General features: G+C 44.4%; 21 protein-coding genes and 6 tRNA genes. 1 reads left to right on the plus strand and 26 read right to left on the minus strand.

All coding sequences use genetic code 11. The features are described from left to right. Positions 1 to 93: 93 nt before the first annotated feature. The 9 genes from VMX18_02370 to VMX18_02410 all read right to left on the minus strand — a co-directional run bounded on the left by VMX18_02370 (position 94) and on the right by VMX18_02410 (position 4,024). Positions 94 to 170, minus strand: a tRNA-Arg gene (locus VMX18_02370). A gap of 93 nt (positions 171 to 263) precedes the next feature. Next, positions 264 to 758, minus strand: a complete 495-nt coding sequence (locus tag VMX18_02375; GenBank protein ID HUT22237.1) for a hypothetical protein — start codon at positions 756 to 758, stop codon at positions 264 to 266. A gap of 13 nt (positions 759 to 771) precedes the next feature. After that, the gene (locus VMX18_02380) at positions 772 to 927 is read right to left on the minus strand and encodes a hypothetical protein (protein ID HUT22238.1); all 156 of its coding nucleotides are present in this window, start codon (positions 925 to 927) and stop codon (positions 772 to 774) included. Between the two features lie 63 nt (positions 928 to 990). Then, positions 991 to 1,080 (minus strand) — tRNA-Ser (locus VMX18_02385). Between the two features lie 73 nt (positions 1,081 to 1,153). Then, positions 1,154 to 1,314 (minus strand) — tRNA-Ser (locus tag VMX18_02390). Positions 1,315 to 1,384: 70 nt separating this feature from the next. After that, a tRNA-Ser gene (locus VMX18_02395) sits at positions 1,385 to 1,474 on the minus strand. 48 nt (positions 1,475 to 1,522) lie between these two features. Further along, positions 1,523 to 2,437, minus strand: a complete 915-nt coding sequence (locus VMX18_02400) for a permease-like cell division protein FtsX (GenBank protein HUT22239.1) — start codon at positions 2,435 to 2,437, stop codon at positions 1,523 to 1,525. 88 nt (positions 2,438 to 2,525) lie between these two features. Beyond that, positions 2,526 to 3,206, minus strand: coding sequence for a cell division ATP-binding protein FtsE (gene ftsE / locus VMX18_02405; protein ID HUT22240.1), 681 nt, complete (start codon positions 3,204 to 3,206; stop codon positions 2,526 to 2,528). Positions 3,207 to 3,232: 26 nt separating this feature from the next. Beyond that, positions 3,233 to 4,024 carry a septal ring lytic transglycosylase RlpA family protein gene (locus VMX18_02410; GenBank protein ID HUT22241.1) on the minus strand — a complete coding sequence of 264 codons (792 nt, stop codon included), beginning with the start codon at positions 4,022 to 4,024 and terminating at the stop codon, positions 3,233 to 3,235. A gap of 115 nt (positions 4,025 to 4,139) precedes the next feature. On the opposite strand from VMX18_02410, the gene VMX18_02415 reads away from it, so the two are divergent. Continuing rightward, a tRNA-Thr gene (locus tag VMX18_02415) sits at positions 4,140 to 4,215 on the plus strand. Between the two features lie 29 nt (positions 4,216 to 4,244). Here the strand turns inward: VMX18_02415 and VMX18_02420 are convergent. The 17 genes from VMX18_02420 to VMX18_02500 form a co-directional block, all read right to left on the minus strand. Continuing rightward, complete coding sequence (locus VMX18_02420; GenBank protein ID HUT22242.1) at positions 4,245 to 5,216, minus strand: peptidylprolyl isomerase; 972 nt, start codon at positions 5,214 to 5,216, stop codon at positions 4,245 to 4,247. Between the two features lie 6 nt (positions 5,217 to 5,222). Next, positions 5,223 to 5,648 carry a septum formation initiator family protein gene (locus VMX18_02425; protein HUT22243.1) on the minus strand — a complete coding sequence of 142 codons (426 nt, stop codon included), beginning with the start codon at positions 5,646 to 5,648 and terminating at the stop codon, positions 5,223 to 5,225. A gap of 31 nt (positions 5,649 to 5,679) precedes the next feature. Beyond that, a complete protein-coding gene (locus tag VMX18_02430; GenBank protein ID HUT22244.1) occupies positions 5,680 to 6,405 on the minus strand; it encodes a PH domain-containing protein in 726 nt (241 codons plus the stop codon). An 8-nt stretch (positions 6,406 to 6,413) separates the two neighbouring features. Next, a complete protein-coding gene (locus tag VMX18_02435) occupies positions 6,414 to 9,053 on the minus strand; it encodes a cation-transporting P-type ATPase (protein ID HUT22245.1) in 2,640 nt (879 codons plus the stop codon). Between the two features lie 99 nt (positions 9,054 to 9,152). Next, positions 9,153 to 9,503, minus strand: coding sequence for a hypothetical protein (locus tag VMX18_02440; protein HUT22246.1), 351 nt, complete (start codon positions 9,501 to 9,503; stop codon positions 9,153 to 9,155). Positions 9,504 to 9,704: 201 nt separating this feature from the next. Next, positions 9,705 to 9,781, minus strand: a tRNA-Lys gene (locus tag VMX18_02445). A 125-nt stretch (positions 9,782 to 9,906) separates the two neighbouring features. After that, positions 9,907 to 10,974: an undecaprenyldiphospho-muramoylpentapeptide beta-N-acetylglucosaminyltransferase gene (gene murG, locus VMX18_02450; GenBank protein ID HUT22247.1), complete on the minus strand. Its 1,068-nt coding sequence runs from the start codon at positions 10,972 to 10,974 to the stop codon at positions 9,907 to 9,909. A 127-nt stretch (positions 10,975 to 11,101) separates the two neighbouring features. Then, positions 11,102 to 11,824, minus strand: coding sequence for a ComF family protein (locus VMX18_02455; GenBank protein HUT22248.1), 723 nt, complete (start codon positions 11,822 to 11,824; stop codon positions 11,102 to 11,104). Further along, the gene (locus VMX18_02460) at positions 11,805 to 12,398 is read right to left on the minus strand and encodes a hypothetical protein (protein HUT22249.1); all 594 of its coding nucleotides are present in this window, start codon (positions 12,396 to 12,398) and stop codon (positions 11,805 to 11,807) included. The genes VMX18_02455 and VMX18_02460 overlap by 20 nt, the downstream gene beginning before the upstream one ends. A 15-nt stretch (positions 12,399 to 12,413) precedes the next feature. Beyond that, a complete protein-coding gene (locus VMX18_02465; GenBank protein ID HUT22250.1) occupies positions 12,414 to 14,327 on the minus strand; it encodes a DUF87 domain-containing protein in 1,914 nt (637 codons plus the stop codon). Position 14,328: 1 nt separating this feature from the next. Beyond that, positions 14,329 to 15,039 carry a TraC family protein gene (locus VMX18_02470; GenBank protein HUT22251.1) on the minus strand — a complete coding sequence of 237 codons (711 nt, stop codon included), beginning with the start codon at positions 15,037 to 15,039 and terminating at the stop codon, positions 14,329 to 14,331. Positions 15,040 to 15,068: 29 nt separating this feature from the next. Then, entirely contained in the window at positions 15,069 to 15,566 is a 498-nt protein-coding gene (locus VMX18_02475; protein ID HUT22252.1) for a PrgI family protein, read from the minus strand. Positions 15,567 to 15,580: 14 nt separating this feature from the next. Then, complete coding sequence (locus tag VMX18_02480) at positions 15,581 to 16,549, minus strand: hypothetical protein (GenBank protein HUT22253.1); 969 nt, start codon at positions 16,547 to 16,549, stop codon at positions 15,581 to 15,583. Further along, the gene (locus VMX18_02485) at positions 16,546 to 18,018 is read right to left on the minus strand and encodes a hypothetical protein (protein ID HUT22254.1); all 1,473 of its coding nucleotides are present in this window, start codon (positions 18,016 to 18,018) and stop codon (positions 16,546 to 16,548) included. The genes VMX18_02480 and VMX18_02485 overlap by 4 nt, the downstream gene beginning before the upstream one ends. 2 nt (positions 18,019 to 18,020) lie before the next feature. After that, positions 18,021 to 20,762, minus strand: coding sequence for a hypothetical protein (locus VMX18_02490; protein HUT22255.1), 2,742 nt, complete (start codon positions 20,760 to 20,762; stop codon positions 18,021 to 18,023). Positions 20,763 to 21,036: 274 nt separating this feature from the next. Continuing rightward, on the minus strand, positions 21,037 to 21,486 hold the full coding sequence (locus VMX18_02495; GenBank protein HUT22256.1) for a transposase: 450 nt from the start codon (positions 21,484 to 21,486) through the stop codon (positions 21,037 to 21,039). A gap of 183 nt (positions 21,487 to 21,669) precedes the next feature. Beyond that, entirely contained in the window at positions 21,670 to 24,477 is a 2,808-nt protein-coding gene (locus VMX18_02500; protein HUT22257.1) for a lamin tail domain-containing protein, read from the minus strand. Positions 24,478 to 24,625 lie beyond the last annotated feature (148 nt).

Genomic DNA, 24,625 nt, shown 5'->3' on the forward strand with positions numbered 1-24,625 from the left:
GAGCGGAAAGTCAAGCTTTCCGCTCAATTTACGCCCCGATATCATTAAAACAAAAAAATCCCCGCCAAAGGGACTTTAATCTTTCAACTGAAATGGCGTACCCGACAGGAATCGAACCTGTAACCTCCAGCTCCGCAAGCTGACGCTCTATCCAGTTGAGCTACGGGTACACATTCTTTCAAGCCAACTGCCTGCCGCGTCGTTCGCCAACGACGTGACCTGTCCGCCGTAGCGCATAGGTTAGCGAGTAGCGAAGCAGGAAATCACATCTTGAAAAACTTAGCCAGCCTATCAGACAATTCTTCTTCCTCTTTTTCCAAATCCTCGAACAAATATTGTTTCAAACTATCTCTGACTTTATTCGGATCAACTTCTTCCAGCGGCACGGGCAAGCTTCTTTTCAGCGGATTCTTATATTCCAAATAAAGCAATTTGGCCGGCGGATTGTAAATCAGCCAAAAATTTTCCAATTCTTGAAAAGCGTAAAATTTCCGCCCGATCATAATCCCGTCTTCAGTCACGGCGGCTTTCACTTTTTGAGGAGCTTGATAATGCTGAATTACCCCGATAAAAGCGGCCAACACCACTATCGCGCCGAACAAAATATTCCCGGTCCAAACGGCATATATTAAAAATATCGCGAATATGACAATGGCCGCCGCGTACCAGCCTTTGCCGCGGCTATGCTTTTCGAATTCATCAAAAGTCCATTCTATTAAAACTTCCGGATCGCCTCCGCTGTTTTTATTTTCCTCCATATGATTCTATCTATTAAATGCCTTGATAATTTATATAAACTCCGATGGCGCTATTTATCAAAGTCAACACCAAAAATATTATACTTAAAACAAGTCCGGCAATGGCTTGTTTGGCTTTCTTGGCGGAGATATCTTCTTTTTTTGTCTCCATAATATTTCCGTTTGCCATAATTTATTTTTATTTTATTTGTTAATGACTGAGCTGGCGGAGCCACGTCGTTCGAGAACGACGTGGCGGAGAGGGCGGGAGTCGAACCCGCACACCGCTTTTAGACGGTGACGGTTTAGCAAACCGCTGCCTTACCATTCGGCGCACCTCTCCCTGATCACATATCACGTATCATGAAACACATAACAATCTATGGCCTGCCAGCCGTAGCCTTGGCGAAGGCTGACGGAGAGGGCGGGAGTCGCCCAGTACCAGAGCGAAGCACGGTACTGGGCGCCCCGAACCGTTCGAGCCAGAGGCTCGATCTGGTTTGGGGCGAACCCGCACACCGCTTTTAGACGGTGACGGTTTAGCAAACCGCTGCCTTACCATTCGGCGCACCTCTCCCTGATCACATATCACGTATCTTGAAACACATAGCAATCTATGGCCTGCCAGCCGTAGCCTTGGCGAAGGCTGGCGGAGAGGGTGGGATTCGAACCCACGGTCCCCTTTCAGGGACTCTGGTTTTCAAGACCAGTGCGATCGACCACTCTGCCACCTCTCCATTAAACGATCTCATCCATTTTAGCATAATCGGCCATTTTTGTAAATATTACACCTTTAGATACTTGCTGATGGCCAGGCCGCTGCTGAAAATAGTCAAAAATACCGCGCCGAGCAATTCAAGACCGAAAATAACGAAGAAATGGCTGTTGAAATAAGTGAGCAAATCAAAACCGTAATCCGCCAAAAGATTACTGAAATACGGCTGCATTAAACCTAGCAGCGGATATAAAATGACCACGGACAAAACAACGCTCAAAACAGCGTAAATTATACTGCTTATTAAAAACGGAGTTCTGATGAACCAATTTGTGGCGCCGACTAGCCGCATGACTCCGATCTCTTCCTTATGAGTGTAAATAATCACCCTGATCGCGTTATAAACAATCAAAACGGCGATAAGGCCGAATATGGCGCTCATGGCCAGGCCGAATCTCTCCACTTTGCCGGTCACGCTGTTTATTCTGTCAATAATCAATCGATGATCCGCAAAATCCTTGTCCTGAATCAAATCCTCAAAATCCGGATTTTCAAGCAAGGCCAAAACCGCGTCATAATCATCCGCGGAATTCGCTTTGACTATAATGGAATTCAATAACGGATTTTCTCCTATTTCCGAAAGCGTCTCGTTTATTTTTTGGTCGTCCTGGTGTTTCTCTTTGAATTTTTCCAGCGCCTCTTCTTTGGAAACAAAAACGACTTCTTTCACTTGCGGCGCTTCTCGCAGCTTGGCCGATAAATTTTCTATTTCCGCTTGGCTCGCCGATTCGGTAAAAAACACGCTGACATCGATTTTATCCTGAACCGAAGAGATGACTTCATCTGTCATGGCATTCATTAATATCAAAACGTTGACTGACAGCAGCGCCAAAGTCAAAATACTGACTGTTACCAGTGAAAGCCAAATATTGCGATAGAAATCCTGAACCGCGAATTTTATTATGCGAAAAGCGGCGACAAACATATTTTAGTTAAAGTGGTTAGAAGAGTTAAAGTAGTTAGAATAGTTCGATTTTAACTCTTTTAACTAATCTAACTTTTATAACCGCGAACTATAAAATATAACGACCGTGTTTTTGATCGCTGACGATCCTCCCTTTATCCAAAGTAATTACTCTTTGTTTTAATAAATTAACTATTTCCCGATTGTGCGTGACCAATAAAACAGTGGTGCCGAGTTCATTTATCTTCACCAATAAATCAATTATTTCTTTGCTATTGATGGAATCCAAATTACCCGTCGGCTCATCCGCCAAAAGTATCTTCGGACGATGAATCAACGCTCTGGCAATGGCTACGCGTTGCTGTTCGCCTCCCGAGAGCTGTCTCGGGTATCGACCCAGCTTATCTTCCAAACCGACGACTTTCAAAATTTGCGGCACGATCTTTTTTATTTTGCCGTGCGGCGCGCCGCAGACCTCAAGCGCGAAGGCGATATTTTCAAAAATAGTTTTTTTCGGCAATAATTTAAAATCCTGAAAAATGACCCCTATTTGCCGGCGTAAAATGGAAATATCGCGATATTTAATATTGGTGATATTCCAGCCTCCCACGTAAATCTCTCCCTTGGTCGGTTTTTCCTCGGCGGTCAACATTTTCACCAAAGTGGTTTTGCCGGTGCCGCTCTGGCCGACGATTGACACAAACTCACGCGGCTTGATATGCAAATTAATGCCGCTAAGCGCTTTGGAATTCGCGATATATTGTTTGGTTACCCCCTTGAATCGTATCATAAAGAAAATTGAATATTTCAAAACTTTTATTCCGCCAATTTCTCCAATTCGACTCTGACATTGGGCAAGATTCCCATGCGCGTCGAACCTATTTGAGAAAACGCCACTTTATCCAAATCAATCACGCGCTCCGGAAAAATATTTCGTTCCGGTCCGAAGTCATTGACTCTGACGATAATTGATTTATCATTGTCCAAATTCGTGACTTTAAGCAAACTGCCTTTTGGATAATCCGGAGACGCCGCGCAGTCGCAATCTTTGTAAGCGTACCAGCTGGCTTGTCCGAATTCCATTTTGCCCGTGGAATCCGTCCTGGTTAAAACGACCAATCTGGCGTACGGCAAATGAAAAGCCGCTTTGACGATTGCATCTCCGGCGCTGGCCGAAGGCAATTCCTGCCAAACCGCGTCCACGCCATTCCAAAAATAAATTCTTTTCTTCTGGGTCTCCGGCCTGAAAGTGCGCATGGTAACCCATACAGGTTTTTCATCGTTGAAATATTCTTTATTTTTTACATCAAATTCATACACATCGCTTAAAGACTCAAACCCTTCGGGGAAATCAAACATTTCCCTGCTCAATTGCTTGGTGACGACCTCGGTCGGAGAATTCAAAACATCCGGAGTCAGGCCGACGCGAAACACCTGATCCATGCTGGTGATGGTATAACCTTTGCTGATAGTCGCTTGATCTATGAATAAATTATTGATAATGGGATCGAAAGCGCCGGCGTCAACCGGGGTTGTCGCCCAAAACAAAGCGACAATCAAAATCATTGAAATAAAAAGCTTTTGTGAGGTCATAATTGATTTTTTCATAAATCAATGTATAATAATTACTATTATGCCGAGATAGCTCCCGCCTTCGCCAAGGCTTCGTCGAGCAGGCGACTGGAGCAGCCCAGAATAGGGAGCGATTTTTTCTAAAACTTTTGCCTGAGTAGCTCAGTTGGTAGAGCAATGCTTTCGTAAAGCAGAGGTCGGAGGTTCGATCCCTCTCTCAGGCTCCAACACGTAAAATTCCTATAACGGGATTTTTTTATTTGACGAATTTTCTGACTTTGCTGTTGGAAATGTAATCGACCAAATAAGCTTCGAAATCCGAAATTCTGATGAAAATGTCATAAACAAAAGCCTCATCTCCGCCTTCGCTTCGCTTATCCGTAATTTTAATGATATGAAATCCTTGTTCCGTTTCAATCAAGTCGCTCGTGTCCCCGACCTCCATTGCCATTACCGCGTCTTGCAAAGCCTTCGGCAACATATCAGCTGACACCCAACCCACTTCGCCACCGAGAGGCGCGAACCTTGAATCCTGACTGTATTTTTTAGCTAAATCCTCAAACGACTCTTTGCCTTTCTGAACCAATTTCAAAACTTCCTGAGCCAATTTGCGCGGCTCTTTTTTAATATCTTCGTTTTCCGCATATTTTTCGGCAACGCGCTCTTGATACACGGAACTCAAAACCATTTCATTAAAAAACGTGTCAAAATCAATACCCACGGCTTCAAGGAACTTGGAATCCACTTCTTCTTTGGTGCCGCCGATCTCGGTCACCGCCTTTTCTTTTTCCGCCGCAATATCGTCATAACTCAATTTAACATCGAACTTATCAGCCAACTGCATGATAACTTTATCATGGATCAATTTATCCATCACCGTCTCTTTCAATTCCAGCTCTTGCTCGGACGTTAATTCCGGCTGCTGCTTGGCCACCAGCAACTTGAAATTCTCCAACTCCTTATAATAATCGTGCAAGCTGACAATACGATAATTTACCAAAACCGCCGGATAAGGCACGTTGCTCGTCAGCTTATTCAGATAAACATTACTAACGCCGTATTTATACGCCAACAGACCAGAAGACAAAACGGCGCAAACCGCGAAAACAATCAGCAGCAACGCCGCCAACGCGTGATGCTTATGAATGAATCCGAAAATCTTTTTTGTTTCCTTTTTGGCAGAATCTACTTTCTCGGTCGTCAAAATTGATTTATTTTCATTTTCCATAATTTTTTATGATACTTTATCTCCAAAAAAATAATCCCACCATAATTTCACATTGCTTTTGCCGCTTAGCGTCTCCGACGCGGAGGAATTGATTCCGTTGGGACCGTTCACCGACAAGTCGGGAGGAACGTTGTCTTCGTTAGTTTTTATTAAAACGACTTTCTCTCCTCTTTTTTTGTAATTGAAGTTTTCTCTGGCTGCCTGCTCAATAAATTCCTGCGAATTGTAATTATCGATTAACGTGATAAATTCGTCCTGTTCTATTTTCAAACGATCAATTTCTTTTTCCAAGTCTGAAATCTCTTTATCCAATTGATGTTTGTGGATAAACTCCCTGCTGGCAGCCACTGAAAAAAGGGCAATTAAAACCAGCCCCGAAATAATCAATATTTTTGAGTTGAATTTTCCAAAAAATGTCTTTTTCTCCAACATGCATTAATTATAGCAGAATCGACAACAAGCTTCAAATCGATTCCTCTTTCCAATAATCCTCAAGAAATTGATCACGATTTTTCCCTTTATTTTTTGATTTATCTTCATTTTTTTCTTCCGCAGCCGGTTCTTTTTTGAGGCGAGAATATATTTTCTTTCGCTCGGTTTCGGGCAAACGTTCGATGCGGGAAAGGATATCTTCGGTTTCTTCATCCGGGCTTTCCGCCTCATCAGCCTCTTTGGGCTCGACCGCCGATTTTTTTTCAGTTGATTTTTCAATCAAGGTCAATAATAATTTCTGGAGATCTTCCACGTCCTTGAGATTATAAAGCTCGATCGGATGTTCATTGCCGAAAAACAATATTTCGAGATTGCCGTATTTAAACATTGTCTGCCATAAGCCTTTGGTGGCGCAAGCGATCTCCCGAATTTGCTCAAAAGGGTATGATGATACTTTCTTTGTAAAAAGACCTTGCTGATCGAAATCAATAATTCTTTTACTGGTAATAATAAAGGCGTTCTTATGCCAGAAAAAAACCACTTTCAAAACGTAAAAAACGCTGATGGCCAAAACCGCCAAGAAAATAATACCGCCGATCGCTCCGTTTTTGAATAAGAAAAACAGCAGAAAAAAATCAATGACAATTATGGCGAAACTGATCAATAAGTGCGGCAAAAAAACCAAAAAGTGATGGCGAACTTTCAAAATATAATCCTCATCTTCTTCCAATTTGTAAGGCAATTGAAATTTGGTCATAAAATATATCATTTATTTCTTCTGATAAAAATATATTTGGCTATTTCTATACCAACAACTTTTATCGCGGACAAAGCCACCAACATTAGCCAATCAAAACCGTTCAAAGGAATGAAACTGAAAATATTTTGAGTCACCGGAACGTAAATCGGAGCCGCGAGCATTAACGTCCCGAAAGCGACCGCAACCAAAAGCCATTTATTTGACCAAAGCTTTATTTTCAAAATGGATTGCGTCAAACTGCGGCAACTGAAAATGTAAAACATGGTGTCGAGGCCGAGCGCGGCAAACATGAATGTTCTCAAATGCCCGATTTCTATTTTGGCGATATTGTAAAGATACAGGAACAATCCAAACAACACCAGATCGGTTAGAATTCCTATAATAAAAATAATTACCGTCATTTCTTTATCCAAAATCTTCGCGGTTTTTTTCTGCGGCGGCTCTAGCATCACGCCCTTTTCTTCTTTCTCTTGCGTCAGGGAAGCCGCCGGGAAACTGTCACTGACCAAATTAACCCATAAAATTTGCGCCGCGGTCAGCGGCAAGGGCAAGCCGAACAACAAACTGCCGAAAAGAAGCACCACCTCGGTGAAAGAATCCGTCAACAAATAAACCACGACTTTTTTTATATTGGCAAAAATGACTCTGCCCTCTTTAATGGCATGGACGATAGTCGCCAAATTATTGTTCAATAAAATCAGATCGGCGGTTTGCTTGGTAATTTCCGAACCGGCGCCGACCGCGATGCCGATATCCGCCGCCTTTAAAGCCGGCGCGTCATTGACGCCGTCGCCCGTCATGGCCACCACTTCTCCGACAGCTTGGTATGCTTGAACTATTTTATATTTATCGACAGGGCTGACTCTGGCGAAAACATTGATGCTTGATATTTCTTTTTTCAAATTAGCCGCGGAAAGCTTGGCCAGCCGCTCCCCGTTCATCACGCTTTTTTCAGTAACCGAGAGTCCGATTTCCTTGGCGATGGCCGTAGCGGTCAGCACGTGATCTCCGGTAATCATCACTATTTTTATGCCGGCTCGCTCAATTGTTTTCACCGTTTTTTTCACGTCTTTTCTCAAGGCGTCGGAAATTATGAAATAACCCAAAAACACAAAATTGCCATTTTGGGAAATGCCGTTTTTCCCAATCTCCTGATCTTTGTACGCCGCGGCCAAAACGCGATAACCGGATTTACCGAACACGACGAATTTATCGGTCAATTGACGGCGAATGTCTTCGGTCAGCCGCTCGGCTCGAGCATTTTGATAATGCGAACATTTTTTTAAAACCACTTCCGGCGCGCCCTTGCAAAAGACTCTGTTCGAACCGGATGAAAGTTTGTTCAAAGTGAACATGATTTTGGTTTTTGAAGAAAAAGGAACTTCGGAAATTCTGGCATATTTTTTCTGCCAGAGCTGGACATTCAGTTTGCTCGACGCGGCCGCGAAAAAAATGGCTTTTTCAGTCGGAGAACCGATAATTTTCCATTGACTCATTCTTTTTTTCGGATCAATCACCGCCGAATTATTGCACAAGACTCCTGCTTGAAACAAAAATTTTTCAACTTCATTCAAGCGATGACCGTCAAGCTTCAAATCTCTTGAAAAAGTGCTGATGGTCGTCACTTTCATGATGCCCGTTGTCAAAGTGCCTGTTTTATCAACGCATAAAACCGAAGTGCTGCCCAAGGTTTCCGCGGATACCAGTTTTCTGACCAAAGCTTTTTTCTTTAAAATTCTCTGCATGCCCGTGGCCAAAACCACGGTCATGGCCACGGGCAAGCCTTCCGGAATGGCGGAAACCGCCGAAGCCACGGACACGGCGAATATTTCAACAAAATCCCTGCCGGATAAAAGCCCGAACACGAAAATTATCAAAACCAAGGAAATCAAAGCCAAACCTATTTTTCTGCCAAAGGATCTGAGCTGAATTTGAAAAGGCGTCATTTCCTCTTCCGTTTTTTGCAAAATATCGGCGATTTGTCCGACTTTGGTTTTCATGCCGGTATTGACCACCACGGCCAACCCTGTGCCCTGAGCGATCAGAGTGCCCATGAAAACCATATTTTTTTGATCGCCGGTAATTAAATTTTTCTTGACCAGCGCCTGAGTAGTCTTAATCACCGGCGCGGCCTCTCCTGTTAAAATGGCCTCCTGCGTTTGCAATTGATTGACTTCTATCAACCTGGCGTCCGCCGGCACTTTATTGCCCGCCTCAAGGTACAAAATATCTCCGGGCACGATCTCTTCCGATTCTATTTCCATTCTGTTCCCCGCTCGATACACCACGGCTTTTAATTTCAAAAACTTTTTCAATTCAAATAGCGATCGCTGAGCCTTGCTTTCTTGGATATAACCAACCAGAACATTCACGAAAACCGCGGCCAAAATCACGCCGAAATCCACCCATTCGGAAAATAACGCGGAAATCCCGGCGGCCGCGAGCAAAATTAAAATCAGCACGGATTTAAACTGTGAAAAAAACAATTTCAGCTCAGGCAACGGTCGCTCTTCCGACAATTTGTTAAATCCTTTGCTTTTCAATCTGGCTTTCGCTTCCCCGACCTCAAGGCCGCTTTTTTTTGTTTTTATTTGCTCGAAAATTTCTTGGACGGATAAATCGTACCAAGTTTTTTCTTTGGCCATATTTGATTATATTTTAACACATCGGTTTGTTTTTTTCATTAACTTATTAACTTTTTAAAATTTAAAAACTGTTGAAACTTTCAACAGTTTGTAGGCCTCCTAGTCGTCGTACGACGGCGGCGGGGCGAAATCTTCGACCTGCTGATCGATGGGAACTTCATCCCCGTCTGCCGGCAACGGCGGCGGCATGACCTCCTCCGCCTCGACCTCCTCGACCGCCTCAGGCGACTGATCCGCTCTCTCCGAAGATTTCGACACGGTCAGGCGCGTCGACGTGCCGATCGCGAGCTCGACAACGTAGCCTTCGTTTCTCAGGCCTTCGGCCAGAGCATTGGCTTCATCTTCAGTGATGGAAATGAAACCAATCGCAAGCGGCTTTTCCCCCCGCAATGACAGCCAGACACCGATCCTCCAATCGGCATACGCCCGATAATATCGAAGTCTATACATGACTGTCCTCCTTGCCCGATTTTGGGCTGTTTCATATATATCTTAATATATAAATGAATTTTGTCAAATAAAAAAACAAACCTTAACGGTTTGTGACTTCGCCTCATTCAAATAATAGCATTACCGGATATATTCTCCGCTACTCATAGTATGGCCGCGCCATCCGAAGCTCCGACGAACGGAGCGAGGAGGAGCGAAGGATGGTGGGTCCTCTGGGATTCGAACCCAGGACGCCCAGCTTAAAAGGCTGGCGCTCTAACCGACTGAGCTAAGGACCCAAATAATCAAATCCTAAATCCTAATCTCTAAATACTAAACAAATTACAATATTCCAAATCTCAAATAAGCTCCAAATCCAAAATTCCAATACTGAATAAAATTATAAGGCACTTTTCACGGGTTGTCAATGCTTTTGGGCTGTTTTAGTCACTTTTTCAATAATTGCTTGATATGAGGCATTGGCGTTTTTGGACAATATTTCGCCAATGTTTTTTGACAATTTTTGCCGCTCAGGGTCATTTTCAATCAATGCCTTTATTTCTTCTTTCAATTTTCGGACGGTCAAATCTCTTTCGGTCAAAACCTCGGCCGCTTCATGTTTTAAAAAATATTCGGAGTTCTTGATCTGATCTTTATTGGGCAAAGGAATCAAAATCGCGGGCTTGCCCAAAGCGGACAATTCCGTCAAAGCTCCAAAACCCGCTCTGGAAATGACCAAGTCCGCGACCGCGTACGCGTCAGCCAAATCTTCATTCAAAAATTCAAAAGAATGATATCTTTGACTTTTGAAATCAATATTTTTACCCGGTCCGGTGACATGAATCACTTGGCAAAATTCAACCAATTCCGGCAAAGTTTGATTGATGATGTTGTTGATCGCCGTTGACCCCGTGCCGCCGCCGAGAACCAAAACGACGGGCAAGCCATTTTCCAAACCGAACCTTTCGGCCGCGGAATCCCTTGAACCTGAAAAAATATTTTTTCTAACCGGATTGCCGATGACAATCGTTTTTTTCTCGGAAAATTCTTTTTTTAATATTTCCAAACTGACGGTAATGATCGAAGCCAAAGGAGCCATTAATTTATTGGCCAGGCCGACCGTAAGATCCTGCTGATGAACAATGATTCTTTTTCTCAAGACAAATCCCGCGAAAGCCACGGGCACGCAGACGAAACCTCCGGCGGTTAAAATAAGATCGGGCTTGAATTTCAATATGACGAGCAAACTTTGAAAAAATCCGGCCGCAAAAAGAAAAGGAGCGGCCAATGTTTTCCAACTGAAATATCTTCTCAATTTCGCCGAACTTATGTCTTGGAACTTAACGCCCGCTTTTTCCACCACTCGCCTTTCCGGCCCGTTTTTCGTGCCCAGCCATAAAAACTCGGCCTCCTTCGACCGTAAATCGTCTTTAATGGCGATAAGCGGCATAACCGAACCCATTGTTCCTCCGCCGGACAGTAGTATTTTCATAAGATTATCAGTGATCAATAAATAGTAATGAATAATTTAAAAGGTGGTAGCTTATTAGCTTTTTAGGTTGTAGGTGGCCACCTAACCAGCTAAGAAGCTACAACCTACAAGCTCGATCTAAAATAGCTCAACTGCCGTGCGCCAGCGCTAAAGCGCGCACTTCCTTGACCCCCGCGGCCTTTAACGACTTGGCCGCTTCGTTCATTGTTTGACCGGTGGTGAACACATCGTCAAATAAAAAAACTTTTTCAATCGCCGCTCCTTCGCGGGCGGAAAAAGCTTCCTTTATATTCTCAAAACGCTCGCTTTTAGTCAAATTGGCTTGATGAGCGGTGTTTTTTATCCGACAAAGCAAATCCGGACGAAAATTCATGTGCAACGCTTCGGCCACCTTTCGAGCGATCAATTCGGATTGATTAAATCCTCTTTCCAAAAATCTTTTTCGGTAAAGCGGAATCGGTATAATGATCTGATCGAACAGCGACGGAGAAATGTTTGATGACACAACGGCGTCAACGAACAATTTGGACAAATCAGCGGCCGCCTCCTCGACATAATCGAATTTGAGCAGTCTAATCAATTCTTTGATCGCCCCATCGTATTTACCCATCACGAAAACGCCGTCCAAAAAAAATTCATTGCCGCATAATGGACAAAGTCGATTATCCGGCTTCGCCGGGCGGCCGCAAACAACGCATTGGTTTTCATTCGAAAAATCAATGGTTTTAAAACATTTTTTACACAAAAAAGATCCCTCCTCTTTGCAAACAACGCATTCTTTCGGAAAAACCAAATCCCAGAGGAGGGAGAATATTTTTTTAAACGGATTTTTATTGCCAATAAGCCGCATTGATTAACCATTCGCCGTTAACTTTCACGAAGGCCAATTTTAAATCTTGGTTAAAAACGCGAATTTCGCCATCCTTGGTTTCTTTTCTCTGAGTGGAGACGATAATAACCGCGCTGCTATCGCTTTGACTTTCAATTTTGGCTATCGGCGCGATGGTGGTTACTCCGTAATATACCTCGTCGGCAGCGTATTGAGCGGACAACTTTTTTTTCTGAGCGACCAACCAATCCTGCATTTGAGGCGTTGACAGCGCGGCCAAATCGTCCAAATTGGAAAATGAGCCTTGATTGGAAAAGCTGCCGAATCTTTCCGCGAATATTTTCGCGATATTCTGAGCCTGTTCAATGCCTTTTTCCTCAGCGGTCATCTCAGGCAAATCAAATGCCGGCCTATTTTCCACGGGCACGATCTGCTCTCTCGCGGGCGGCTTGGTTTCATCGATCACGCCCGGCTCGACAGGTTCTTGCCCCGCGTTTCTGAAGTATAAGAAGCCGAAAATTATGGCGCCGATGATTAAAACCGCGATAACTACTAGAATTATAATTTTGGTTCCGATTGAATATTTTTCCATCATATTTTAATCAATTATTTAACTCGCTTTGGGTTTTAGTTGTTCCGGCGATTGAGTCTCGCCGCCGCGCCTTGAAGCCAATTCCTCTTCCATTTCCTTTCTCATCCTCTCTATTTCCAAAAGTTGCTGGGGATCGGAAGTGATCAATTGGTCTTCCATGCCCGAAGCCACCACCTTAATGGCCGCGTGCCGGTCGCCGGCGAAAAAGATGCCTTCGCCCACTCCGCCTTCAAGCAATAAATATCTTTCGCCTTCGGTCAATTGAAACGTCTCTTGGATCAAATCAATGGCGGCCGGAGACTGTCGCAACAAAATCTGGATGGCCGAATTTTGCAAAATGGCTTTGCCTTGAGTGGAGACCAAAAAGTCGTTAACGTCTTGCGTGATGGTGGTCACGCCCAAATAATATTTTCGACAGCGCTTAACCAGCGCGTAAATAAAATCCGCGGAATCTTTTCTCTGCATCAGCCACCAAGCTTCGTCAATCACCAATATTCTTCGTTTCAATTCCGAACGAACCGTATTCCAAATGTAATTAACGATATTGTAAATGGCCATCGGCCGAAGTTCGTCTTCCAAATCTCTGACGGAATACACGATCAATTGATTTCTGACATCCACATTGGTCGGGGAATTAAACAGTCCGGAAAACGTGCCGGCCGTGTATTTTTTCAACCGAGCGCCCAAATCGGCGCCGCCTTCCATGCCTTCGAAAATATCTTGCAAATCCTGCATGGTCGGGGCTTCAACCTGCTTGCTCAGATCGCTTTCCGGCGTAATGTCCTTTTTAGCGTAAGTTTGCAACAACGCCTGGTCGACCAAGGAGTCTTCTTGATATGTGAGATCACCCAGCATTAGCCTGATCAAACCTTTCAGCGTGATAACCGCGCCCCTGATGATATCTTCGGCGGACGTCATCTCACCGATTGCTCGAGGCAAATCGAACGGATTGATTTTGCTCTCCGAAGCCAGGGAAATATTGACGTATGTGCCGCCGACCGCGTCGCTCAAATGCTTATATTCTCTTTCAGGATCGATAATCATAACATCCGTGCCGAGCATCAACGTCCTTAACACTTCCAATTTTATGGCGTAACTTTTGCCCGAACCGGAAGTGGCGAAAACCACCGCGTTGGCGTTTTGCAAAGAAAATCGATCAAAAATTATCAAACTGTTATTATGCCTGTTTATGCCGAACAAAACGCCCTGATCGGAAGTCAATTCCGCGGAAATAAAAGGAAACGACGAAGCGATCGGCGAAGAATTCAAATTAGCGGTGATCATCAGCTCGTCATTGCCGAGCGGCATGGTGGAAATGAACCCTTGCTCGGCTTGATACAAAACTCTTTTGGTATAAACCAACGTGGAACCGAAAACGTCTTCGATCGTCGCGGTCAAATCATCAAGCCCTTTTTCCGTGTCCGCGTATAAAGTGGTATAAAGCGCGAATTGGAAAAACTTTTCCACGCCTTGAGTAATGTCGTCTCGTAATTTTTCAATATCAAGCAAAGCCGTTTCTCTCATCGGATCTCGGGGAGCGCCTTTTTCCGCGTCCGCGGAGAGCTGGGCTCTTAAAATGCCCACTTTGTTTCTTAATTGCTTTAAAACGATTTCCGATTTCATCGGGTAAAAAAACATACTGATGTCGAGCGTGGAATTGTGATTTATAATGGGAGCGAACCAACCGATGCTGATGTATCGGGGATATGTTAAAATAAACAACGTTCGAGCGAACATGCCGCCGATTCTGACGTGATCGGGTTTTACTTCCATGGCCGACGGAGCGATGATATCCAAAATCGACACAACACCGCGCTGATACGACTGTTGCTCCTCTATCATCTTCTTGGTCTTCTCGGCCTTCATTGCTTCCTGACTAATTTCGGGCGGCAACTTTTTTTCCGTCTTTTCGACGCCGATTGGTTTAATCATATTATAAATTTTCTATTCTTAATTTGTTCACGTCCGTCAGCTGTTGCTGTTCGGATATTTTCGGATTGAAAACATTATAATACAGCTCGATCAGACTTTGCGTGTCCATGCGCACTGATTTTAATCCCATGCTGTTCAAATTACCCGAAATATTATTGACGCGTTGATTCAATTCCTTGACCATTGATTCGAATTTTTCTTTTTTAATTTTAATTACCGTGCCCGGGGTGAAAAGCTCGGAAATTTTGGTAAAAAAACCTTTGGGTTTGCCGGTATCGGCAAACGGGCTGAAAGGTATGACCAGAAAAAACTTTTTGCTCATGATATCGCCCAAATCCACCAATTCGCTGACAAAACTGGTATAATTGTCTATTTGTTTTTTCAACAGCTCATTGGTCACTTCCTTGCTTCGTTCTTTGAGCTGATTCAAATAATGTTCAATATTCAATTTTCTGGACTGCACCACGATTTGGATGGGAAAATCCAGATAATTCAAAAACTGAACGTAAGCCGAGACTATGGCGTCCTGTTCTTCTTCGGATTTCAAAGCGAAATTCACGCTTGAGACGAAAAGCACGGCTCGCAAAGTTCCGTCTTTTAATATCACCGTATCGTTTCTGATCTCGGAAATATCCAAAAAAAGCTGGGTCGACTGCCCCGTTGTTTTTTTCGTCAATTTATCGCTCTGCATTTCAGGCCTTTTTGACGCCATAAATTTCGATATTGATTAATTAAAACGATTTATCCTTCCAACTTTTTTTGCGATTTTATTTGCTCGGCCGCGTCGGATACCACCAGCGGTTTTTCCATGTCGCCGGCGAACATGCCGCCGGTATTGACAATCAACGACAAATCCGAAAGTCTGGAACCGGTAATAGGAGCTTTGGCGGCCGCGGGTTTGGGCTCTTCTTTCACGTCAGAGACAAAAATTTCTTTCATCGCTCTAAGGCGCGCCTCCCGATTCCACACTCTCAGCCTCGGCCGGATCATTGTTTGCAAAAAATTCAACAGAAAATAATGGATCGGCCGGCCGTTGATTTTGACAAAGGCCAAAGCCCCGAAAATTGCCATGACGAGCACGCCACCGACTATCAAAGTCAATAAATTGCCGAATTGATAAAGCAAAAAAACGAACAACACGCCAACCAGAAGCAACACGAATTGCCGCACCGTGATCGGCCCGATGATTTTGTCTTCAACATCAATGAATTGCGGCACCAAAAATTTCTGCAAGGCCATAATAATTCTATACTCTAATATTGCAATTTGGAATTAAGCTCCAAAATGGCTTGGAATTCGTCTTGGGACAAAGTCTCTTTCCCCTCTCCCGCTTTCAGCGCGATTATTTCCGCCACCGGCTTATTTTCTTTAATGCTTTCAAAAGCCAAATTCGTGTAAAGCTGATATACCGGCGATCTTTGCCAAGCAATGATCGCTTCATACTTTTTCTGAGCGGATTCTTCGCCCAGTAAATTCACTTTTTCCATTATCTCATTGACAATCTCATCCTTACTTGAACCGAGCCTCCTCAAGTTCACCAAATCCATGGTTCTCATCTCGTCAAGGGGACCCATGATGGCCGGCGTTACTTCGGTCATGACCGGCCTTGAGTCATCAAGTCCGCTTAAATTTTTCCGACCCGCTTCTCTGGCCGGCGAAGCTGGGGTCGGCAAAGTAACTTTTTCCGTTTCGATCAACAAGAATTCACCGCGCATTATCGCCAAACGTTTTTTCTCTATTTCAGGCAAGGCTTTTTGTATTTCGCTTAAAATCATTTCAGCTTTTTGTTCGTCCAGTCCGAGGCCTCCGGATTCTCTCGCGGAAGTCAAAACATATTTTATTTCCAAATCTTTTCTGACGCGACGAAAACGCGTAATGATTAATTTAATCAATTTATCTTTGTCCGAGACTGCCACCTCCAAGCCGGAATTCCCAATAATTTTTTCGGCTGATTGCGTCAAAACTTTTTCCTCAATCGAGCGTTTCTCCGGCGGCAATTCCTCCAGTTTTTCCGGCGCCGCCTCCGGCTCCGGCTTTTTCGGCGCTTCTTTTTTTTGCGGCAATTTCACCAATTTCTCAGCTTCAGCCGGGCTTAAAAACCGCTTGGCCTCATCATATGAGTAATATCTGCCGCTGTAATAATAGAGAAACTTGCCCTTTTCGTCTTTAACCAAAACAAAATCCTCCGCGTTTGGCTGCCCGCCGTTTATATTTTTTTTCACATTGACCATTTGAATTTTTTCTCCTTCAAATCGTAAAAAGCCAGCTGACTGTATTTTTCCATGCCACGCTTCATATAAATGGAATTCAAATGCGAAGCGACACGGGCGGACTCCTCAACGGTCAATTCCAACCGCTCCTGTAAAATATATTTCAACAAATAAACGACAAATTGCGGCTCGGTCGGATTGATTGCGAACCCGCCGGTCAGATTGGCTTTGCCGATTCTATTCAAATAACTGGTCAAATAATCACGATACCTGATGTCTTGTTTTAACAGATCCAAAAAACCTTGTTTTTCCACCAACAGCATCAAGGCCGCGATCGTTTTTTCCTTGTCCTTTTTCAAAAATCCCACTTCCAGTTCGTCCGCTATTTTTTTCACGTCATTGCCAACTCTTTTACTGAGAGCTTCTTTGGCCGCTTCCGCTCTGGCCTGCTCCTCGCGACTGCCCAGATACAAATCGAAAATGTCTCTTGGGGGAGCCTGCGGCTCTTCATTTTTCTCCGATTCTTTCAATATTTTTCTCATTTCAACAAAATCTTCTTCGGTGAACGGAAAAATGGAAATATCTCCCAAATTCATTTTTTGCGCGTCAGTCAAAAAATTCCTGATCGAAACATACGTGTCCAGCAATCGATCCAGCAAAGAAGCTTCTTCCCTATCCAATTTGACGGCGTTCTTGCTGTTCGATATATATTCGGCTTTTCTGATGGTCGAAACCGGCCCTTCGACGCCTGCTGATGAAATGAAATCCTTCAACCAATTGCCCACGCTGGGGGCGATCTGCTGGCCGGACACCTCGATTTGTTCTTTGGTTAAAATTTCAGTGTTATTGATCAATTTTTGCAAAATATCATGTTGAAAATCCGGGTTGCCCGCAAAAAGCAAAACAATGACCATGTTCAAATCGGATTTAACGCGAAAATCTCCGTATTTGAGAATATCAACCACTTGCTCGTCGAAAATCTTGCCCATGTTTCTCATTTCGGTTTCAGGATCTTTCATGACCAGTTCAGCGCTTTTAGCCGAGGCGGCAACCACGGGTTCGGCCAGCGGCGGGGCGACAAAAGCTTTTTCTTTCGCTTCCTTGGCTCCGGCGTCTTCGAGTTCCAATTCCGATTTGAATCTGGCCATGGCCGCTTGGTAATCGGCCGTGTTGCCGCCGAGCGTGGCAATGTACTTTGACGCCTGCGCTTGAAAATATTTATCCAAGACTAAAAAATTTCTGCCCGTTATTTCCAAAGCCAATTGTTCGGCCTTCTTTAAATCGATTTTCAATCTTTTTTTCAGCTCTTTGTCCAAATCGATCAATTGAATGGTTTTTGACAAAACATCCTTGACCGTTTGCGACAAATCCAAAATTTGACGGCCGTTCAAATTAAAATCATAAGCGATATCAACGGTGCTCTCCGCCAAATACGCCGAATGAAAAATTTTATTCGCCAAATTGTCTTTTATATCCGCCATAATTATAATTTTTGAGTCTTAACTTCATTCATGGCTCGCTTCAATTCATCGACTTCGTTTTGTATCTTTTGCCGCTCGCCGATCATGGCCTTGGCCAGCCTGCTTTCGGCTCCGGACAATTCCGCCTCCAGCTGTTGGCCGACTTTTTTCACGCCAGCGGATTTGTATTGATTGATGATGTTTTGAACGTTGGAAGAAAAAGAATTCAAATCAATCTGTTCGGGTTCGGGTGCCGCTTTAGGCGACCAGTTGCCCACCGCCGTTTTAATCGCTTCTTTATCGGCTTTATCCAACAAATCCATAATATCGCTGATGCCGGCGATCGTCGATATATCTTTTTGAGCCGCCTCTTGCTCCGCTCCGGTACTCTTGTTGGCGACATTTAATTTGCCTTTAACCAATTCAACGGCCAAAGGTTTATTTTCATCCATGATATTTTTAATTTTTCCATGATCCACCGTCTTAGATAATTCTTCTAAAATCTTTTGCTTTTGGCCCTCGACATCTCCACCAGGTCCCGCTGACAATGTCGCCATGCGATTGATATCGCCCATGGTTTGTTTTTTAAGCTCGCTTGCCGGTCTCTTGCCCATAAACTCCGCGTAAGCTTTCGGATCCGTATAAACCTCTTGAGGTTTGCCGGTCATCTTGGCCGTCACATTTTGCCAATCGGCTTTGGTTCCATCTCTCCACAAAGTCGCTTCCTCTTGAGATGTTCTCTGTGTTTCCGGTTTATTTTTAATGGCCTCCGTCTCCGGCGACAAAGTCATTCCGGCGGAATTGGTCACCGCTGACATGCCTTTCATCAATGACGATCGATGCAGGCCGCCTTTTTCGTAAACTTTCTTCAACCCTTTATCCGCGTCGTCCTTATAATACTGTCTTAAAAGTTTAATATTTTCTCCGTCTTCATAAAAAGAGCTGTCCTGATCGAGTAAATTAACCTCGCCTTTGCCCGCAGCCTTAAGCACATCCTCTTGGCCCTTGGGAGTGGAAAAGTCATATTTGAAATTGGCGAATTTCTTTTTAGTCTGCTCGCCCAAAATACCTCCGAAAGCTCTGCGGCTGGCGATCTTGGAACCGTCCAAGGCTTTTTGCAGGGCGCGCAATGCTTCTTTCTGCTGATCGGTTTTTACCTCTCCTTTTTCAAGCGCATAAGCGGCATGAGCCACTCGGTCTTCCAGATTCAAGGCCGTATTGCCGATTTGATTGGCCGACTGCTCCGGCTTGCCTTTGGCTTTTAAGCCGGAAACCATCTCATTGACTTTCTTTTTTCTGACCTCAATATTGGCGGCCATGGCCTTATTGTCAGCTCTCCTGACATCGGACATGAATTTGGATCCTCCAAGCAAAGCTCCCATGCCGGCCAGGCCTCCGGCCGCAGTGGCTTTAAGGATGCCTCCGCCGCCAGCTTTGACTTCATGCATTCTCTGCGACATTTTTCTGGCGCCCTCCACACTGCCTCTGAGAACTCTAAATGGAGTTTTCGCCATAGACCAAGCTCCGGCGCCGGCCACCTTGGCTCCGCGGCTGAGCGCTCGGCCGACCGCCGCTCCGGTTTCGGTTTTGCCAATCAGCTTGCCGGCTCCGCCCACGGTCCTGCCCACGGTTCTGCCCGCTGAAACATAAGTGCGTTTGGATATAGCGCCTTTCAAAGCTCTGCCGGCTTTACCGGCCACGAACCCGCCGACCGAACCGCCCATTTTTTGCGTGGCCATAATCGAGCCGTAAAGCATGGCCGCGGCCACGGCGAATTGCGCCAAGTTATCTATTTTGCCGCCCTTGGAAACAGTATTCGGTCCCAATGTATCTCCGGTCGGAGATTTACTCTGAGCTGATTTTCCGATATCCTCAATGCCATTGGGAGTGCCGGGTTCTTCAAAACCCGTCTGCATCATCAAAAGCGATAACCATAAAAAGAAAGCCAGTATAGGTCCCATGGCCACCCATTTGCCGAAAGTCGACCACCATTGCTTGGCCATGCCGGCCGTAAACGGCAAAAGAGAACCCACAAAAGCGAACGGCGATAATACCACCAAAATCCATAAAGTCACGATACGAGCCACCAAGGTCACCAAAATCATAAGGCTGACAATCATAGTGACAAACAACAATATGGTCGCCAAGGCCAAAGCCAAAACAATATCCCACATATCCAGAGTACCTCCTTCCGGCACGCCGGATGGGTCAATCGACATCCAGGAATCCAATTTCAAACCATTGATGAGATTGGCTCCGGCTGAAGCTTTGTAACCGTTAACGAAAGTGAGCATGACCACCTGGCCCATATCAATGAGCAGGCCGCAAATCATTTTGCTGAAATTGATCAAAACCGCGGCAATGATCACTTTGGGCAATAAGGCTTTGATCGAATATTTTTCCACTTTTAAAATCGTTGCAAAAGCGATAATCAGTAAAATAATCACGAAAAACATGTTGCAAATGTCTCGAATAATCACCCAACCGTTGGTGACGGCCGGATTATCCAAAAACGCGTTGTATGTGCTGATATCCACCACCAATGAAAAAATCATCATGGCTATTTTACCGAAAAGAAATGACAAACCAAGAAAAATATAGGCTAAAATATATGAAAATAAATCTCCGATGGCTCCGGCTCTGGCGACCTGGAAATACCCCAGTCCTAAAATCAAAAATAAAATAACCAGCACGCTCAAGACGCGAGTTCTTTTCAGCTTCAACAGCCGATATATCGTTGACAGCGATAATTTTATTTTTGCCATTATTGCCAGATTTTTTTTAAATCTTAATAAAATCTAGGCGCCACGCTAGTTATTTAAATTATAACATAAAAACTGCTCGCTCCCAAGTGGTTTTTTGGAGTTATCAACACGGTTAAAAAAACTGATAAACAATATAAGAGCGGAGAGGCGAGCTCTCCGCTGGGATTGGAAATAAGCACCCACCCCCACCAGCGGAAAGCTTGCTTGCTTGCTTGCTTGCTTGCTTGCTTGCCGGCAGGCAGGCCTTTCCGCTCTGCTGAGCTAATTTGCGCGATCATGAAATATACTGATTAATCGATTGCTCATCCAAAAACGCATACGGCCACGCAAAATATTTATCTGACAACCCCGCCACGCCCGGGTTATTACCCAAATATCTAACGCTTCGATAAATAGCATCTTCATCTTCCAATAATCCGTGATAGAATCCTTTTTGCCAAAATTTTATATTCCAATTACATTGCTCACGAATCCTTTTATAAAAACAGGCTTTTACCCGTTGCATAAACGTCGATACGTTTGATAATCTTGTTTGCATTACAATATGCAAATGGTTTGGCATAATTTGAAAACAAAATATGTTGCATTTCAATTCTTTCCCCTTTTCAACTATCACGTTCGCCAATGCGTTCGCAATATGAATATTTTTAAAATATTGACGCCTATCTTTTGTATTTGTCGTTAATAAATAAGGAACATCTACGTATATTCTTTTTTGCGTCATATTTTCAATTTTCAATCAGAGCGGAGAGTCAAGCTCTCCGCTTGGATTGGAAATAAGCACCCACCCTCACCAGCGGAGAGACCTGCCTGCCGGCAGGCAGGTCTCTCCGCTCCGCTGAGGTTGATCAAAAAAATAATATATATCCTCACCAGCGGAAAGCTCGCCTTTCCGCTCTGCTGGGCTTTAACCGCTTTTAGCCGCGCCAAGGGCTTTTATTTTCAATTTTTTCGACAAACTCAAAGCGCCCAAAACCCCGGTTAAAACACCGGCCGCAATACCCAAAATAATTTTGACCGGCAAATTCCTTTGAGGCGTTGATTTTTCCACGATAGCGGATACTACTGTCGGCGCTTCATCCGGTAAAATCGTAATATCCGCCTCTATTCTCGGGGTCAGGCAATAACCATCTTTCTCCGGCATTAAAACGCCGCTCAAAAAAACCCGCCGGCCGTTTTCCAAATCCTTCAGGCTCAAACCGGTATTTTTCTTCACGCATACTTTCAAATCGCCGTCCGTTGTCACCAAATTAAAACCTCCGGCAAGTTTTTCCGACACCTCGCCTTCGGCTTCGATTAAAAATCCTTTCAACTCGGGCAAGCGATCCAAATCCAAAGAGGTCTGTCCGATGATTTCGTCATCTTCCAAAAAAACAATGCTTTCCGCCGCGTCTATTTTTATCTGATAAATTTCTTTTTTCGAGAACCTGCCGCTAACTTTGACCCGCTGTCCGATTTCAAGATCCGGCCACTCGGCTTTATAAAAATAGATTTCCGCGGCCAGCTCTTCATTTTGAACATACATTTTTTGTTTGTAAAACAGTCCCGGCGCCACCGTCACCTGTCCTTCGAAAAAAACCAAAGCATCGTCTTTTAAATTTTCAGCCGAATCCAAAGTCAGCTCGACAATGCTCTCCGCTTTCTCTTGTTTGGCCACAACGGTTTTCGCGGACGCTGTTACCGTTTTTTTCTCCTCCGCGGGCAAAGCTTCCTCGGCTTCTGCGTCCGGCCGCTCTTCAATGATGTTCTTTGAAGCCGGCGTGGGCAGGCTGGTCAATGTCCAAAATCCTGAGTCGTCTTTGACCAAAGCGTACGGCAAAACCACTTTTTTCTGGTCGAATTCCAGCGCGGAGCCCGGCAAATCTCCATAAATAATCTCGTCGAGCAATTGTCCGTTTTTGGAAAACAATCGAATTTGGTCGCCGGCGTTGTTTAAATTTTTCGTTTTAACTATCATATAAAACTTGGCGGGAATAATCCCTTTTAAATAAAACTTGGAATTGCCGCCCTCCTGCAAATAAAAATCTGACGCGTCAATGTCGACATCGGAAGAATTGAATATTTCAACCCATTCCGTTTGTCCGGAAAACGGCTGGGACATTATTTCATTGATGGATAATTTACCGACCAAATCAACCCGCTTTTCATCGACAACATCTTCTCTGGACTCTGAAATATCTTCCGGCTCGGTTTCTTCATCGGTCAAAGACGATTCATTAACCTCCTCAACGATTTCCTCGGATTCGAAAGAATTCTCCAGGCCCGGCGTGGATATTTCTGAAATCATCCAATCGTTTCGCGAATCAGTGTCGATTCCGGAAACGCGCGACAAACTCATGCCGGCGGCCAGATCAACGCTCGATGTCCAAGCGCCCGCGTCGGTTGTTTGGAAATTTTGCGCCGACAGCCATTGTCCGGCTTCAACCAAAAAGTTCGCTTGGCTTTGGCTTTTGGTGAATTTACCGTCATTATTGGCGTAAATCAAGACGTCCAAAACTTGATATTTTTCATCGCGCAAAACCAAAATATTGTCAGTGGCCGTTAAATTTTTTTCCAAATCAATCAAAATATATTGATCTTTTTTTACGGCGCCCAAATCTTTCACTTCCGCGATCAAAGTCTCGCCTTGAAACAATTTCAAATTTTCAATGATCCCCGATTCCAAAACGCGAAGCTCCACCCAATCAATGGTTTCTTTAAAAGCGACTTCATTGATCAAGACTTCGGCTTGATTTGAAATGGGCTCATCCTCAATGGACGACAAATTTTCAGCAACGTCTTGATTGTCCGGTTCTTCATCAATGATAGCCTCGTCTTCCTCTTGCTCGCCATTGTCCGTTTCAATCGCGTCGCCGGACGCGACATTTTCCATTTCTTCCAAGCAAGTGTCAGAGGACGCCGTTTGATTCGTTTCCGTCAAAACAACATCATCTGACGCGAAAGTTTCGATTATCTCAACATCCGCCGTGGCAAGTATGGAATCTTCGTCGATGATCAAATCCGCGGAAGCGATTATCTCGTTTTCTTCGATTGGCAAATCGTCTTCAATCTCGATAATCATGGCGTCATCGGTGGCGGGATTTCCGCCGCAACCGTCGTCATTTTCAGAGCTTAAAAAATTCTCCGCGCCAAAAGAGGCGAAATCAATCGCGTCAGCGTCCAAATTTTTCGCCAATAAACCGGCCGACCAGGAATCGGCCAAATTACCGTCTTTTATTGGAATATTTCTGACCATGGAAGCGAAAAACTCCGCGTCCCCGTCAAGCGGCGCTCCCCCGTCTCCGGCTTGGTCGATTAAAATCCCATCTTGATCGTAAAGTCTGATCAACAAAGTGGAATTGCTTAAACTTACCGCCCGATCTTGCAAATCCGGTTCGAAATCAATGACCGATTCGGCCTCGGGAAAATTGGCGATGATATAAAAATCATTGGCTCGAATAAAATGGTCTTCGGGAATTTCCAGCATCAAGGTTTCTTGGCCGTTTGACAATTTGGTCAGATACCAGCCGCCCATTTCGATATTTTCGGAAGTTGAATTTTTCAATTCAATGATTTCGTCGGAGCTCGAATAACTTGATCCCGCCCAGGACAATTCATTGATAATCACCGAGTTCTCAACGGCTCGCGCGCTGAACGCGAACAAAAATGTGCTGAATATGATCGTTAAGCAAATAACGGTGAATATCAACAATTTTTGGACTGGCAAATAAAACATATTTTTTCAATTGATTATTAAATCTTCAGGGTCCAAGCGGGTCGGCCGTATTTTGGCCGACCCGCTGAAACATATAGCAATGCCCATCGAGTCTTGAGCGATCTTCTCCGCCAGTCGTAACCGACGAGCAGGTTGCGCTCAAGCCCGC

Source organism: Candidatus Bipolaricaulota bacterium, from assembly GCA_035528115.1.
In the GTDB taxonomy this organism is placed as follows: domain Bacteria; phylum Patescibacteriota; class Patescibacteriia; order UBA11705; family DATKZF01; genus DATKZF01.